General features: G+C 66.2%; 12 protein-coding genes. 4 read left to right on the top strand and 8 right to left on the bottom strand.

What is annotated here, in order from left to right; genetic code table 11:
• Window positions 1-7 precede the first annotated feature (7 nt).
• The 5 genes from BerOc1_RS10300 to BerOc1_RS10280 form a co-directional block, all read right to left on the bottom strand.
• Window positions 8-994: a glycosyltransferase family protein gene (locus tag BerOc1_RS10300; protein WP_071545614.1), complete on the bottom strand. Its 987-nt coding sequence runs from the start codon at window positions 992-994 to the stop codon at window positions 8-10.
• A 654-nt stretch (window positions 995-1,648) separates the two neighbouring features.
• Complete coding sequence (locus BerOc1_RS10295) at window positions 1,649-2,560, bottom strand: DMT family transporter (protein ID WP_071545613.1); 912 nt, start codon at window positions 2,558-2,560, stop codon at window positions 1,649-1,651.
• A 73-nt stretch (window positions 2,561-2,633) separates the two neighbouring features.
• On the bottom strand, window positions 2,634-3,212 hold the full coding sequence (locus BerOc1_RS10290) for a WbuC family cupin fold metalloprotein (protein WP_071545612.1): 579 nt from the start codon (window positions 3,210-3,212) through the stop codon (window positions 2,634-2,636).
• 45 nt (window positions 3,213-3,257) lie between these two features.
• Window positions 3,258-4,115 carry a GNAT family N-acetyltransferase gene (locus tag BerOc1_RS10285; RefSeq protein ID WP_071545611.1) on the bottom strand — a complete coding sequence of 286 codons (858 nt, stop codon included), beginning with the start codon at window positions 4,113-4,115 and terminating at the stop codon, window positions 3,258-3,260.
• 115 nt (window positions 4,116-4,230) lie between these two features.
• Window positions 4,231-5,007, bottom strand: a complete 777-nt coding sequence (locus BerOc1_RS10280) for a polysaccharide deacetylase family protein (RefSeq protein ID WP_071545610.1) — start codon at window positions 5,005-5,007, stop codon at window positions 4,231-4,233.
• A 99-nt stretch (window positions 5,008-5,106) separates the two neighbouring features.
• On the opposite strand from BerOc1_RS10280, the gene BerOc1_RS10275 reads away from it, so the two are divergent.
• The 3 genes from BerOc1_RS10275 (at window position 5,107) to BerOc1_RS10265 (ending at window position 8,775) form a co-directional block, all read left to right on the top strand.
• Complete coding sequence (locus BerOc1_RS10275) at window positions 5,107-6,219, top strand: radical SAM protein (RefSeq protein WP_071545609.1); 1,113 nt, start codon at window positions 5,107-5,109, stop codon at window positions 6,217-6,219.
• Window positions 6,220-6,340: 121 nt separating this feature from the next.
• Entirely contained in the window at window positions 6,341-7,504 is a 1,164-nt protein-coding gene (locus tag BerOc1_RS10270; RefSeq protein ID WP_071545608.1) for a glycosyltransferase family protein, read from the top strand.
• Window positions 7,504-8,775 carry a glycosyltransferase family 4 protein gene (locus tag BerOc1_RS10265; RefSeq protein ID WP_071545607.1) on the top strand — a complete coding sequence of 424 codons (1,272 nt, stop codon included), beginning with the start codon at window positions 7,504-7,506 and terminating at the stop codon, window positions 8,773-8,775. Before BerOc1_RS10270 ends, BerOc1_RS10265 begins: the two co-directional genes overlap by 1 nt.
• A 208-nt stretch (window positions 8,776-8,983) precedes the next feature.
• On the opposite strand, the gene BerOc1_RS10260 is transcribed toward BerOc1_RS10265, so the two are convergent.
• Window positions 8,984-9,832 (bottom strand): DUF169 domain-containing protein, encoded by an 849-nt coding sequence (locus BerOc1_RS10260; protein WP_071545606.1) that lies wholly within the window; start codon window positions 9,830-9,832, stop codon window positions 8,984-8,986.
• A 138-nt stretch (window positions 9,833-9,970) separates the two neighbouring features.
• On the opposite strand from BerOc1_RS10260, the gene BerOc1_RS10255 reads away from it, so the two are divergent.
• A complete protein-coding gene (locus BerOc1_RS10255) occupies window positions 9,971-10,852 on the top strand; it encodes a LysR family transcriptional regulator (protein WP_071545605.1) in 882 nt (293 codons plus the stop codon).
• Window positions 10,853-10,868: 16 nt separating this feature from the next.
• Here the strand turns inward: BerOc1_RS10255 and BerOc1_RS10250 are convergent, their stop codons facing one another.
• Both BerOc1_RS10250 and BerOc1_RS10245 read right to left on the bottom strand, forming a co-directional pair.
• The gene (locus tag BerOc1_RS10250) at window positions 10,869-12,440 is read right to left on the bottom strand and encodes a 4Fe-4S dicluster domain-containing protein (RefSeq protein WP_084641366.1); all 1,572 of its coding nucleotides are present in this window, start codon (window positions 12,438-12,440) and stop codon (window positions 10,869-10,871) included.
• Between the two features lie 2 nt (window positions 12,441-12,442).
• Window positions 12,443-13,363, bottom strand: coding sequence for a DUF362 domain-containing protein (locus BerOc1_RS10245; RefSeq protein ID WP_071545604.1), 921 nt, complete (start codon window positions 13,361-13,363; stop codon window positions 12,443-12,445).
• Between the last annotated feature and the right edge of the window lie 16 nt (window positions 13,364-13,379).

Here is a 13,379-nt window from a genome sequence, read left to right as displayed (position 1 = left end):
TCCGCCCTCACAGCTGTTCCCACAGTTCGAGGACGGCGGCCTTCTGCGCCTCGAGGGAATAGGCGTTGGCGGTCTTCTGGCCCGCGGCCAGGGCGGTCATCAGGGCCGGGTCCCGCTCCTGAAAGAGCGTGACCGCCTCGCCCAGGCTGAGCGCCGCGTCGAGCACGTCGCTGTCCGCGCACCACAGCCCGTTGCCCTTCCACGGGACCTTGCGCAGGGGAATCCACGGGGTGTAGCGCGGCTTCTCCAGGGTCTGGCGCATGTAGTCCCAACCGCCGAGACCGGCGAAGCCCACGGGCAGGCAGCCGCAGGCCATGGCCTCGAGCGGCGGCAGGGGGCACCCCTCGGGGAAGCCCGTGGCCAGAAAGATGTGCGCCGCGCGCAGGGTCTCGGCCACGCCGTTCGCGTCCATCCCGTCGATGGGCATCCAGTTGACCTGCTCCGCGCCGCAGCGGTGTTCGTGGATGGCCCTGATCTGCTCCACCAGCGCCTTGTTCTTGCGCGGCATGAAGGCCACGTTCACCCGGCCGCCGGGCTTGGACTCGGGCGCGTAGAAAATGTTTCGGTCGATGCCCGGCCGCAGGACCGGGGCATCCTTGCAGGTGGTCTCCTTGATGAACCGGGAGACCGGGTCGGACACGGCCAGGAACTCGACGGGCAGGCTGTGCCAGTTCACGCCGTCGGGCATGGAGGAAAAGAGATAGGCCCAGTTCTGAACGTAGCTGAGGCAGTGGGCGTTGGCGTACAGCCCGGGGGCCAGGGCGTTGACCCACCCCTCGGGCACCACCCAGACGTCGGACTCGGTCAGCTTCAGGTCCCGCCATTCCAGCACCGGCGCGGCGTCGGCCAGCCCCTCGGGCCGCCAGCCGCCCCGCTCCCTGGCCACGAGACAGGCCTCGTGCCCGGACTGGTGGAGAATGTCGGCCATCTGCCGAAGCACGGTGACGCCCCCGGTCGGTTTGGTGACCGGCGGCAGGAAGATGTAAGTTCGCATGATCGCTTTCTGTGAACCACAAACGGGCATGTTTGGCAAGGAGAGGCTGCGGGGCGGGCGTGCAATGGGGAGGCCCGCCCCGCAGTGGAGGGAAGGAGTCTTGCTTCCGTGCTGGCTGAATACCTTCTACCCGTCCCGCCGGTGACGCGCCCGTCGATCCCATCACGAGTGGGCGACAATCAGGTCACAGGGGGAGCCATTCGCCTGGCGGCGGGCTTGGAGCGCTTCGGACTTCCACGTCCGACAGCGGCTCTCCCCCGCGCCGAGGCAAGCCCTCCCGAGTTCCACCGCCCCTCTTCACTTCACCCAAACCAGCCCTTGAACGGGAGGTTAGAAGCTGACCGCGAGGGGCGGCGGCTCTTAGAATCGCAGTGAGCGCAGCGAGCCTCGATTCGGGAGCCGCCCCGAGCGGATCAGCTTCTTGCCTCCCGTTCTCCGGGCGGCCGCGCTCCCCTCCAGGCCTTTTTTTTCGTCTATTTTTTGGGGCCAGCAAAAAAATGGACCCCGCCGGGAGGGCATGGAGCAAGTGCAGGGGCTTTAGCCCCGCACAGCGGCTCTCAAGCGGTGCAACCGCGCATTTTATCCCACGAAAAAGCCGCCCCGACGGGCGGCCTTCCTTATCTCTTTTATCTCTTCAAGACGGTGAAGACGCCGTCACGGCTTCAACTGGCTGAGCAACATGCCGGAAAGCATGAGCCCACAGCCGATCATCCCCCGGGTGGTGAGGACCTCGCCGAGCATCAGCCAGCCGCCCAGGGCGGCGAAGACCGATTCCAGGCTGAGGATGATGGCCGCGTGGGCTGGCTGGGCGTCGCGCTGGGCGACCACCTGAAGGGTGTAGGCCACGCCCACGGACATGAGCCCGCCGTAGGCGATGGCCGGGGCCGCGCCGAGGATGCCGGACAGGGTGATCTCCTCGGTGGCGAACGCGCCGATCAGCGACAGGACCGCGCAGGCAGCGAACTGGATGGTGGACAGCTTGATGGCGTCCACCCCGTCCAACCCCGGGGAGAGCCTGCCCACGAGCAGGACGTGTCCGGCCCAGAAAAACGCGCCGATGAAGACCAGCAGGTCGCCGAAGGAGATGGTCAGGCCGGAGGTCACGGACAGCAGGTACATGCCGACCACGGCCAGGCCCGCGCCGAGCCACGTGCCCCAGCCGGGCCGCTGCGCCAGGAGCAGGCCGAACAGCGGCACCAGGACCACGTACAGTCCGGTGATGAACCCGGCCTTGCCCGCGGTGGACGCCTCCAGGCCGAACCCGGCCAGCTGCGGACCGGCCAGGCCGATCTGCTGCAGGGAGGCCCCGGCGAACAGGGCCAGGCCGAGCAGCCCTCCGCCGATGGCCATGCGCCTGCGGTCCGCGCCCGCATTGCCGGGCGCACGCCGTTTCTCCATGGCCATGGTCAGCGGGACCAGGGCCAGCGCCCCGAGGGCGAAGCGGATGCCGTTGAAGGTCAGGGGGCCGACGTGTTCCATGCCCACGCGCTGGGCCACGAAGGCCAGGCCCCAGATGGCGGCGGTGACGAAGAGCAGGATGTCGGCGCGGAGGGCGCGGGTGTTCACGGGAAGGTCTCCTTACGGGAAAAACTTCCCCCGTGTACTGTATTCGGTGCCGGGCGGCAAGACCGGCGGGCGGCTATTGGTCCGGTTCGTCGCCCCGTTGCGCCTTGACCGCCTCGGCCTCGGCGTTGGCCTTGGCGGCCAGGGTCTTGAGCAGCTCCAGCAGGTATGGCTCGGCCTCGGGGGTGCCTTCGCGCGGGGCCCAGTCCGGCACGTCCTTGTCCGACTCGACCGAATACGGGCCGGTCTTGCACTCGAAGACCAGGGTGTCCGCCTTGAGCGGCACGTAGGTGTGGTAGACGTGCGGAGCCACGTCCACGCCGAAGGTCTCGGTGCCGGGCTGAAGCAGGATCTGCTCGGCGATCTCGCCGTCGTCGGTGAAGCGGATGAAGAGCATTGACCCGGCCATGACCAGGATGGTCTCTTCCTTGGCCGGATCGAGGTGCCGGTGAGGCGTGATGTAGGTGCCGGGCTGCATGGCGTTGAACATGCGGTGCGCGGTGGCGTCCAGGGACTGGTGCAGCTTCTGGAGGATGCGTTTGCGCGGGCTCTGCCGGGACTGGGCCAGCAGCTTGCCCACCAGGCTCAGGGTCAGGGGCGTGATGTCGCCCGTGGGCGCTTCCAGGGCCGTGGGGTAATTTTTTTCTTCGCTCATGCCCTGACAACTACCCTGCCGGGCGATTTTGGGCAAGGGCGGACCCTAGTCCAGCTTGAGCCCCAGCAGGGATATCTCGGAATAGGCCAGGTCGATGTCCCTTGGCTGGACTCGCGCGGACTTGAAGAAGCGCGGGGACTTGATGATCTCCACCTCGCCCCCGGCGTCATGGTTCGTGAACCGCCGGTCCGCGGCCAAGACGCATTCATCGTCGGGCAGCAGGGCCTCGGCGATGTCCTGGATACGGTCGGTGAACAGCGTCGGGTTGGAGCGGTAGAGCACGTCGTAGTAGATCCTGCCGCCGTGCTTGACGGCCCGGGACAGGAAAAGCAGGCACTGGGTGCAGCGGGTCATGACCAGGACCGGGATGATCGGCAGGTCATGGTGGTCGTCGAAGACGCGGATGTCTCCCTGGTCGCAACACTGGCGGATCTTGACCGGGTCGCTGACCAGTTCGAGGTTGTCGTACTTCTTTCCGGTCCTGCGCCACAGCAGCCGCTCCTCGTCGAGCACGTTCATGCCGAGCGTCTTGAAGAAGTCGGTCTGCTTGGGGGACAGGGAAAAGACGGTGCAGGTCACCTCGGGGTCGTCGCAGGCCATTTCGACCATGGCCGAGCCCAACCCGTTCCTGCGGTAGTCCTTGAGAATGTACCAGGAGGTGAAATTCCGGAACCGCTCCCGCTGGCCGTCAATGACCCGGTAGGAGCAGACATGGCCGTGCACGCCCACGATGCGCCCGTTGTCCTCGGCCACGATGCCCAGGTCGCGCTTTTCCTCGCACCAACCCGGCGAGAAAAGCGCATTCCAGCGCTTCGCGGTGAAATTCGGATTCATATGCTCATGCAGAAGCGTACAGACGGCGTCTATGTCCGCCGCCTTCATGGGGCGCAGTGTAGCGGTCATGGCAATCCTCTGGGAAGTGGTTCGACAGCGACGGTAGATCGTTCGCACGCCGTGTGCAAGCAAAACCTACCTGTTCGGTGCCAAACAGCCGGAATCGGCCGGAATCAGAGACGGATCAGTCCTTGGCGGACCAGATGGCGGCCGGAGAAAGCCACGTGGCGGCGGGGTGGGCCGAGGTCGCCTCGAACAGGGCCTCCACGAACGCCCAGGCGTCGGCGTCCATGGCCATGTGGTGGGTCAGCACGCAGGACGGCTCGCTCGCGTCGGCCTGGCCCGTGCGCTTGTCCCTCAGGTGGTCGGCCAGCAGCTTCAGGCATTTTTCCGTTCCGGCAAAGCGCACGTTGGGCTTGTCCTTCCAGTGGAGCACGTCGCAATGGGCGTCGGCCACGCGCAGGCCGGCGGGCGGCGCCGGGCGCGATTTCTTGTATCCGGCGGACAGCCCCCGGTAGCCCAGGACCGGCAGGTAGGGCAGCAGTTCCGGATCGATGCGGTTCCACGGCGGCACCAGGACGGGCACGAACTGGAACTTGAACAGCTGGGTCAGCTTGCCCATGCCCTGCCTGAGTTCGTCCACGACCACGGACTTGGGCCGGTGGTTGCCGAGCTCCCAGGCTCCGGCCCCGGACGGGGCGTGGTTCTTGTGGGCGAAGCCGTGCTGCAGGACCCAGACGAGGTGGGCGTGGGACACGGTCTTGCGCAGCGGTTCGCCCGCCTTGGCCGGGACCGTGGCCAGGCCGCAGGGCACGCCGAACCGGCCGCTCAGGGAGAGGAGCCGGTCCAGGGGCACGGTGGGTTCGGCCGCGTCGTCGTCGCGCCACCAGAATTCGGCGGTCTCGCCCGCGTCCTTCCAGGCGTCCAGTTCACGCATCAGGATGTTCATCTCGGCAGTCATGGGACGATGAATCTAACAGAGCTTGAGAATAAAAGCCACTACCCGCGCTGGCATTTTTACCGGCAATGTGGCAGGACCATGCACGGAGGCCATGCCGGTATGAACGTCCCCTGCAACTCATTGATCTGGAACATGACGCGGAAGTGCAATTTCCGCTGTGAATACTGCTATTTCCCCCACGACAACAGCCCCGTCACCGAGACCCTGGACGCGGGCCGCATCAAGGACTTCCTCGACGCCACGGGCGAGACCTGGAAGGTCGGCCTGACCGGGGGCGAACCGTTCATCTACCCCGGGATCGTCGACATCTGCGAGACCCTGACGCAAACCCACGTCATCGGCATCGACACCAACCTGTCCGTGTCCTCCAAGGTCCGCGAATTCGCCCGGCGCATCGATCCGGCGCGGGTCCACAACCTGTACGTGGCCCTGCACATCGAGGAGCGCGAGCGGGTCAAGGGCGTGGACGCCTTCATCGACAACGCCCGGCTGCTCCTGGACAGGGGCTTCGAGATCATCGTCAACTACGTGGTCCACCCCACCCTGGAGGAGCGCTTCCACCGGGACGTCGCCTTTTTCGCGGACCACGGCATCGGCATCACCCCGCGCCCCTTCAGGGGCGAGTTCGAAGGGCGGCGCTACCCCGAGGCGTACGGCGACCGGGCCCGGGCCATCTTCGCCGACCACCTGGAACAGGGCAAAAAGGTGGCCTTCAACTTCGAGGGACTGCCCTGCTCGGCGGGCCGCACCCTGCTGCGCATGGAGCCGGACGGGACCGTGTTCCGCTGCCCGGGCGACAAGACCGTGCTCGGCAACGTCATGGACGAAGTCACGCTCTACCAGGGGTGCCCGCCCTGCACCAAGAAGCGCTGCCCCTGCCGGGGGCTGGACCACGTGCGGCTGACCGACGCCCAGGCCGCCCTGGTGGAGGGCGTCCAGTTCGCGGTGGTGGCCGAAAACGACGCCTCCCTGACCGCCTTCGAGCAGGCCATGGTCGCTTCCCCAGGCCACCCGTGCGGCGAAAACAACCTCGGCGTGCTGGCCTGGCGGCGCGGCGACCGGGACGCGGCCGCGCGCCGTTTCGAGCGCGCCCTGAAGAGTCGGCCTGACAACGAGCTCTACGCCGCCAACCTCGACGGCGCCCGCGCCGGAGCCCCGGATTTCGATCCCGGCATCTGCCTGGATGTCAACGGGGACGCCGCTTCCCGCTGATTTCCGGGAAATGGAGGATTGCCCCTGGCCGGTTCTGGACAGAAGGCGCACAAGCCTATACTGTGTGCTCGTTGCCGGAGAAGATGTGCTGTCCGGCTTTTTTTGTGACCCACGGATACCCATGGAATCGAAAGCCTACAACATCCTCATGTACTCCCACGACACCTACGGTCTGGGACACATCCGCCGCACCATGGCCATCGCCAGGAACCTGGTCGGACCCGAGGTGAACATCCTCATCGTCACCGGCTCGCCCATCGTGGGCCGGTACACCATGCCGCGCGGCATCGATTTCGTACGCATCCCGGGCATGATCAAGAAGACCAACGTGGTCTACGTGCCCCATTCCATCAAGGTCGACCCCAAGATCGCCATCTCCATCCGCACCAAGATCATCTCGGCCACGGCCAAGAGCTTCAAACCCGACCTGCTCATCGTGGACAAGGTCCCCACCGGGCTCAAGGGCGAGGTCCTGCCGACCCTGAAATGGATGCGCAAGCACCTGCCCTGCTCCCGCGTGGTCCTGGGCCTGCGCGACATCCTGGACGATGCCGAATCCACCCGCGCCGACTGGAAGCGCAAGAAGTTTCCCGAGGTCCTGCGCGACCTCTACTCCGAGATCTGGGTCTACGGGACCAAGTCCATGTACGACCCGATCACCGAATACGCCTTTCCCGACGACATCGCGGCCAAGACCGTGTTCACCGGCTACATCCCGCGCTTCATCCCCCGCGCCCGCAAGACCAAACGCAAGCACAAGCAGGTCATGGTCACCATCGGCGGCGGCGGGGACGGCTACACCGTGCTCGACACCTACCTGAAGATGCTTGAGACCAACGGGACCGTGGACTTCAAGACCCTGATGATCACCGGCCCGTTCCTCTCCCTGGAACGGCTCGACGAGCTGGCCGACCGCGCCCGCGCCCTCAAGGTCCAGATCAAGCCGTTCGTGCGCAACATGGAGAAGCGCATGGCCAAATCCGACCTGGTGGTCTCCATGGGCGGGTACAACACCATGTGCGAGATACTCTCCCTGAAGAAGCCCGCCCTGATCATCCCCCGCGACAACCCGCGCCAGGAGCAGCTCATCCGCGCCCGGGTGTTCAAGGAGCAGGGGCTGTGCGAGTACATCCGCTGGGACGACGTCTCGCCCGAGACCATGCGCGAGAAGATCAATGCCCTGCTCGACGACCCCACGGCCTGCACCTCGGCCCTGAACACCTTTGCCATGACCGGGCTCAAGGTCATGCGCGAACGGCTGCAATATTTCCGCGAGCACTGCTGATGTCCGCCCTTTCCGGCAAGAAGACCCTGGGCATGGTGCTCAAGGGGTATCCGCGCATTTCCGAGACCTTCATCTCCAACGAGATACGCCTGCTCGAGGAGATGGGCTTCACCATCCACATCTACTCCATGCGCGCCCCGCGCGAGAATTTCGCCCACGAGTCCGTCAAGCGGATCAAGGCCAAGGTCACCTACCTGCCCGAATCCATGATCTGGGGGCTGCCCCGGCTCGTCTACCACAACGTCCGCCTGTTCCTGCGCATGCCCGGCCGCTACCGCGAGTGCCTGAAGCTGATGAAAAAACGGTTCCGGCTCGCGCCCAAGAAGCACACCTGGATCAAGCACATGCTCCAGGCGGGCTACATCGTGCAGAAATCCGTCATCGACGACGGCGTGAACCTGGCCCACCTGCACGGCCACTTCGCCCACACCCCGACCACGGTGACCATGTACGCCGCCAAGCTCGCCTGCGTGCCCTTTTCCTTCACGGCCCACGCCAAGGACATCTACACCCAGGACCCGGAGCGCATCCGGGACAAGGTCGAACGGGCCAAGTTCGTGGTCACCTGCACCCGCTACAATGAACAATACCTGCGCGGCCGCGTGGCGAACGGCAAGCCGATCCACTGCGTGTACCACGGCATCAACCTCGACCTGTTCTCGCCCAACGGCCGCCCGCCCGAGGCGAAGCCGCCCTACCGGATCCTGACCGTGGCCCGGTTCGTGGAGAAAAAAGGGCTGGACACCGTGCTCGAGGCCCTGGCCGGGCTGCGCGCCCGGGGGCTCGATTTCCGCTACACCCTGGTCGGCGAGGGCAAGGCCAAATTCAACCGCCAAATCAAGGAACTGGTCCACAGGCTCGGGCTGGACGACGTGACCACCCTGCCCGGGACCATCACCCATGACGAGGTCATCGAGCTCCTGAGCCACGCGGACTGCTTCACCCTGGGCTGCCGCGAGGCCAAGGACGGGGACCGCGACGGCATCCCCAACGTGGTCGCCGAAGCCATGGCCACCGGCGTGCCCGTGGCCGCCACGGACGTGTCCGGCGTGCCCGAGCTGGTAACCCATGAACAGACCGGTCTGCTCTGCCCGTCCAACGACCCGGACGGACTGGCTGAAATCATCCAACGCGCCCTGACGGACGACGACCTGCGCCGCCGGGTCATCCCGGCCGCGGTCAAGCGCGCCCACGCGGTCTTCAACAACAAGAAGCTGATCCGCGACCTGGGCGAAATATACAAGTCCCACGGCGTGCCCTGCGGCGAATAGCCCGGCCATGGCCGCCGCGCCGGCCCGCCCGATTCCCCTTGTCCGAACCGTACAGTGGACCGCCGAATCAAAACCCGGGCCCGAAGTGCCCGGCCTTGATACGGCGGTCTTATGTGCCGTGCCCGTGCTCAGGGCCACGGCAGGGACCGGCGGTCTTCGCTGCGGCTTAGGGGAGGGCCAAGCCGGGCGGGACCGCCGGGTCTTTTGCCTAGGATTCGTCCTCGCCCCATGCCTTGAGGCTGCGGTCGACCTTCTTGCGCACGCCCTTCCAGTCGGTCTCATGAGTGAACATGGAGTCCGGCAGGGCGGCCAGCATCTTTTCATAGAAGCTCAGGGAGACCGTGAAGGTCAGCTCGTCGGTCTTCAAGAACTTCCGGGCCGAGGGATCGAAGCCGCCGAGCACGGCCTTGTCCAGCCCCTTTTCCTTGTAGTAGAGCGGCCAGGCGACCAGGTTGGTGCAGCCCGCGCCGAACGGCGAGACCACGCAGTCCATGTCGCCGGAGGTGAAGGTCGCCTGGGTGTGCAGGCCGCACAGGACCTCGGGCCGGGCGAAGAAGATGACGAATTCCGGCTCCTCGCCGTCCTTGAACTGGGAGAGCGGCTTGAAGATGCAATACTTGCCGGGCGCCTCGCGGGGGTTCACCTCGAGCATGAAATTGCGCATGGCGTCGGGATTGGGCATGTACCGTTCGCCCTCGAGCGGGGTGCCCTCGAAGCCGGTGGAAACGTAGTGTTCGATGAACCGCAGGTGGGGCTTCTGCATGGAGGTGTAGTACACGCCGCCGGGGCAGCCGTACTCCTCGGCGGAGATGAACGAGGCCCCGCCCTTTTTCCGGGCCAGCCAGATGTTGCCTATGACGCAGGAAAAACACTTCATGACCTCCTGCATGTCCAGTTCGTGCTTGTCCTCGAGTTCGCGCGAAATGGGCACGCCCGTCTTCGGGCCATAGGCGTTTTCCGGCAAGGTGTCGGCGTAGTAGACGCCGAAGGGCTCTTCCTTCAGGCCCAAGTACTCCAGAAAGGTGGCCGTGCCGTCCAGTATGGATTGCATCGTCATATCATAACTCCTGTGGTTTTACGTCCATGGCCCGCGGGCGCGCGGGAATGTTGCCTTTAGACATGCCTTTTCATACCATGCTCGTGTACAAAATAAATGGGCTGTGAAAAAAACTCTTTTCCATGGACGGGCATAATCATGCAGGATTTCCTCAATGACGTTCCCTTGCTGGTGGAAGTAGCCAGGCAGAAGAGCTTTACCAAGGCTTCGGAAATACTGGGTATCGGCGTATCAACCTTGTCCCGGCGCATCAAGCTGCTCGAGGAACGCATGGGCGTGCTGCTCTTCTACCGGGACACGCGCAACGTGGAGCCCACGGACAACGGGGCGTACCTGCTGGACCGTTGCGGCTACATCCTCGACGAGGTCCAGAAGACCTACGAATCCGTGGTCGGCAACATGCAGAACCCGTCCGGGCTGATCCGCATCTGCATGTTCCAGGACACCTACGAGCACCTGCTCAAGGACGCCCTGCTGGACTTCGCGGCCAAGTGGCCGGACATCCAGATGGAGCTGACCTTCGTGGAGCACCCGGTGGACATGCGCACCGACCCCTATGACGTGGCCTTTCTCATCGGCCCGTCCATCGCGCCGTCCCTGGTCGCCCGGAGGCTGCTGACCGTGGAGCCGTTCCTCTACGCCTCGCCCGAGCTGTTCGAGCGCTATCCCATGCCCGAGGAGCCCCACGACCTGGACCAATTGCCGTGCATCGCGCTCCAGCGGTTCGGACGACGCTGGCCCATGCACAACGGCGACCGGCAGGTGACCGTGGAGGTTCACCCTCAGTACACCTTCAGTTCCGTGGAAATGTGCCGGGACTTCGCCCTGGCCGGGCTGGGCGTCGCCATGGTCAGAAAAGGGCGGGCCGAGGCGGACGAAAAGGCCGGGCGGCTGGTCCGCGTGCTCCCGGACTGGAGCGGCGGATTCGCCCACGACGTGAACCTGGTCATGGGCTCCAGCCAGCTGCCTCAGCGGGTCCGGCTGTTCGTGGACCACATCCTGGCCTGCGTCAATCCGTGAGCGCCGGGCGGCCGGCTCAGAAGGGGAAGTCCCCGCCCGCTTCCGGGAGCGGTTCCAACTTTTTCTCCGCCGGCTTCTCGGCGCGCTTGTGCACCGGGTTGCCGTCCACGAAGATGGCCCTAAACGGCCGGGTCGGGCAGGCGTGTTCGCAGCCGCCGCAGCCCACGCAGATGGCCTCGTTGACCTCCGGAATGACCAGTCTGCGCCCGCTCGGATTCGGGTAGGGAACCATGTGGACCGCCTTGGTCGGGCAGTGCTCGGAGCACGCCCCGCAGTTGGTGTTGTCCATATGGACCACGCAGTTTTCCTTGATGAAATGGGCCACGCCGGTCTGGGTGCGCCGCTTTCGCTCCCGGGTCAGGGGCAGGATGGCCCCGCTGGGGCAGACCTCGGAGCAGACGGTGCAGTCATAGTTGCAGTGGGCGGCCTCGAACCACATCTGCGGCTGCATCACTCCGGCCAGGCCGTAGGCCAGAAACGACGGCGCCAGGACCCGGGACGGGCAGGCGGACACGCACAGATGGCAGGCCGTACACTTTGCGGTGAAGTGTTCGATGCCCACCGAGCCGGGCGGGCTGACCGGACTGGTGCGTTTCTCCGGAATAGTGGTCGGGCGGCTCGGAACGACCTTGGGCGGCTCGGCGGCCCTTGCCCCCACGGCCGCCAGCCCCAGGCTCCCCCCGATCAGGCCGACCAGAAACTTCCTCCGGCCCGGGTCCTTCCCCGGCATCGCGCCGCCCGCCCCGGGCGCGGTCAGGCGCAGGGCGTGGTCCCGGCAGGCGGCCAGGCAGTTGCCGCAGGCCACGCACCGGCCCGCATCCACGGTCTTGGCCTTGAAGTCGATGCAGTCCGCCTTGCATGCGCGCTCGCACCGCCCGCACTCCCGGCACGCCCCGGCGTCGAAACGGACGCGCAGCAGCGACCGGGCGGCGAACAGGCCGAGCAGCGCGCCCACCGGACAGACCGTGTTGCAGTACAGGCGGCCGTGCCGCGCGCCGAGCCAGCCGACCAGGAGGAGCATGGCCAGGGCCGCGCCCACGGCCACCGGCACGGGCACGGGCCACTGCACCCGGTAGACCGCGCTGGAGCCGAAGGACTCGGCCAGCGGGACGGCCAGGTTGTTGGCCGCAAGGACCACGGGCCGGACCAGGTTGGACAGGATCCGGCCGAAATTGCTGAACGGGTCGAGAAGGTGGAGCGCCAGCCCGCTCCCGGCCAGAAACAGGCAGGCGGTCAGGGCGAGAATCCCGTAGCGCAGGCCGTTGCGGGCCGGGGCGAAGGCATGGCCGCGCCGTTTCTTGCCGAACAGCCTGCCGACGACGTCCTGGAACGTGCCCAGGGGGCAGACGGTCGAACAGTAGACACGCCCCAGGAGCAGGGTCAGGGCCAGGACCGCGATAAACCCCGCCGCCCCGAGGGAGGCCTCGCCCAGGAAGGCGAGCAGGGACGGGACGAACTGGAGATAAAGCACGGGATCGGCCAAATACCGCGCCCCGGTCTCCCGGAAATCCAGAAACAGATACACGGTCAGGGCCAGGAAGACCACGGCCAGGGCGGCCCGCAAGGGTTTGAGCAGGCGAAGGGGCATGCCTATCCGAGCTTGATCCGGTTGATGGACAGGTCCTTGAGGTCCATGCGGCCCAGTCCCATATCGGCGGCCAGCCCGATGTGGCGGACCTCGGCGGGGTCCACGCCGTACAGCCGGGCCCCGGCCGCGTCCGCGGCCACGAAGTCCGTGGAGGCCACCAGGGCCCGCATCCTGACCACGTCGCTCTCCGACACCCCGCGCGGGCCGTTGCGCATCATTACATTATAGGCATCCACCACGGTCAGGTCCGGCCTGCGCAAGGAGGCGATGTCCGCGATGCACTGGTGCAGGTCGTTGCGGTGGAAGTACCAGCGGTCCCAGACCACGCCCATCAGGTTCTTCATGCTGGCCGTGATGACCGAGGAGCTGTGGTCCTTGAGCACCGGGACGTTCAGGAAGACGTCCGCGTCAAGCAACGCCTCGTGGACCAGGGCGCGGTTCAGCCGCTTGCCGCCGGGCACCTCGACCTCGCGGTAATACCCCTTGCTGTCGGCCGAGACCATCTTGCCGCCCGCACCCTTTACCGCCGCTTCAATGCCGCTGTTCAGGTAGCACTGCCGCCAGTTGTCGCAGGAGTGGTCGAAGACGACCACCTCGCGGGCCCCGGCGTCGAAACAGTGCTCGGCGATGCGCCCGATGAGCCTGGGGTTGGTGTTGCCGCCCCGCTCCGGGGAGACGTCCCAGCCGATGTTCGGCTTGATCACCACCCGGGCCCCCTTGGGCACGAAGGTTCCCATGCCCCCGTAGGCGGCTATGGCGCTGTCGAACATCTCGTCCGGCTCGCCGCCGCGCACGGCGACCAGGTCCCACTGCCGTTGCGGTCCGGCGGCCGAGGCGGCCGCACTCCACAGGCCGGTCACGCCGCCCAGGGCCAGGGCGGAACCGGCGACGATGCCGCTTTTCAGAAAATCCCGACGATCCATGGTCCTGCCTCCTTGG

It is taken from the genome of Pseudodesulfovibrio hydrargyri, from assembly GCF_001874525.1.
Classification (GTDB): domain Bacteria; phylum Desulfobacterota; class Desulfovibrionia; order Desulfovibrionales; family Desulfovibrionaceae; genus Pseudodesulfovibrio; species Pseudodesulfovibrio hydrargyri.
This window is presented reverse-complemented; position numbering and strand designations above follow the sequence as displayed.

What these genes read in the sequence shown, in the direction of transcription:
- BerOc1_RS10270 (WP_071545608.1), top strand. Translation starts at nt 6,341, where the DNA reads ATGGAATCGAAAGCCTACAACATCCTCATGTACTCCCACGACACCTAC.
- BerOc1_RS10280 (WP_071545610.1), bottom strand. Translation starts at nt 5,007, where the DNA reads ATGACTGCCGAGATGAACATCCTGATGCGTGAACTGGACGCCTGGAAG.
- BerOc1_RS10275 (WP_071545609.1), top strand. Translation starts at nt 5,107, where the DNA reads ATGAACGTCCCCTGCAACTCATTGATCTGGAACATGACGCGGAAGTGC.
- BerOc1_RS10250 (WP_084641366.1), bottom strand. Translation starts at nt 12,440, where the DNA reads ATGCCCCTTCGCCTGCTCAAACCCTTGCGGGCCGCCCTGGCCGTGGTC.
- BerOc1_RS10255 (WP_071545605.1), top strand. Translation starts at nt 9,971, where the DNA reads ATGCAGGATTTCCTCAATGACGTTCCCTTGCTGGTGGAAGTAGCCAGG.
- BerOc1_RS10260 (WP_071545606.1), bottom strand. Translation starts at nt 9,832, where the DNA reads ATGACGATGCAATCCATACTGGACGGCACGGCCACCTTTCTGGAGTAC.
- BerOc1_RS10245 (WP_071545604.1), bottom strand. Translation starts at nt 13,363, where the DNA reads ATGGATCGTCGGGATTTTCTGAAAAGCGGCATCGTCGCCGGTTCCGCC.
- BerOc1_RS10265 (WP_071545607.1), top strand. Translation starts at nt 7,504, where the DNA reads ATGTCCGCCCTTTCCGGCAAGAAGACCCTGGGCATGGTGCTCAAGGGG.
- BerOc1_RS10290 (WP_071545612.1), bottom strand. Translation starts at nt 3,212, where the DNA reads ATGAGCGAAGAAAAAAATTACCCCACGGCCCTGGAAGCGCCCACGGGC.
- BerOc1_RS10300 (WP_071545614.1), bottom strand. Translation starts at nt 994, where the DNA reads ATGCGAACTTACATCTTCCTGCCGCCGGTCACCAAACCGACCGGGGGC.
- BerOc1_RS10285 (WP_071545611.1), bottom strand. Translation starts at nt 4,115, where the DNA reads ATGACCGCTACACTGCGCCCCATGAAGGCGGCGGACATAGACGCCGTC.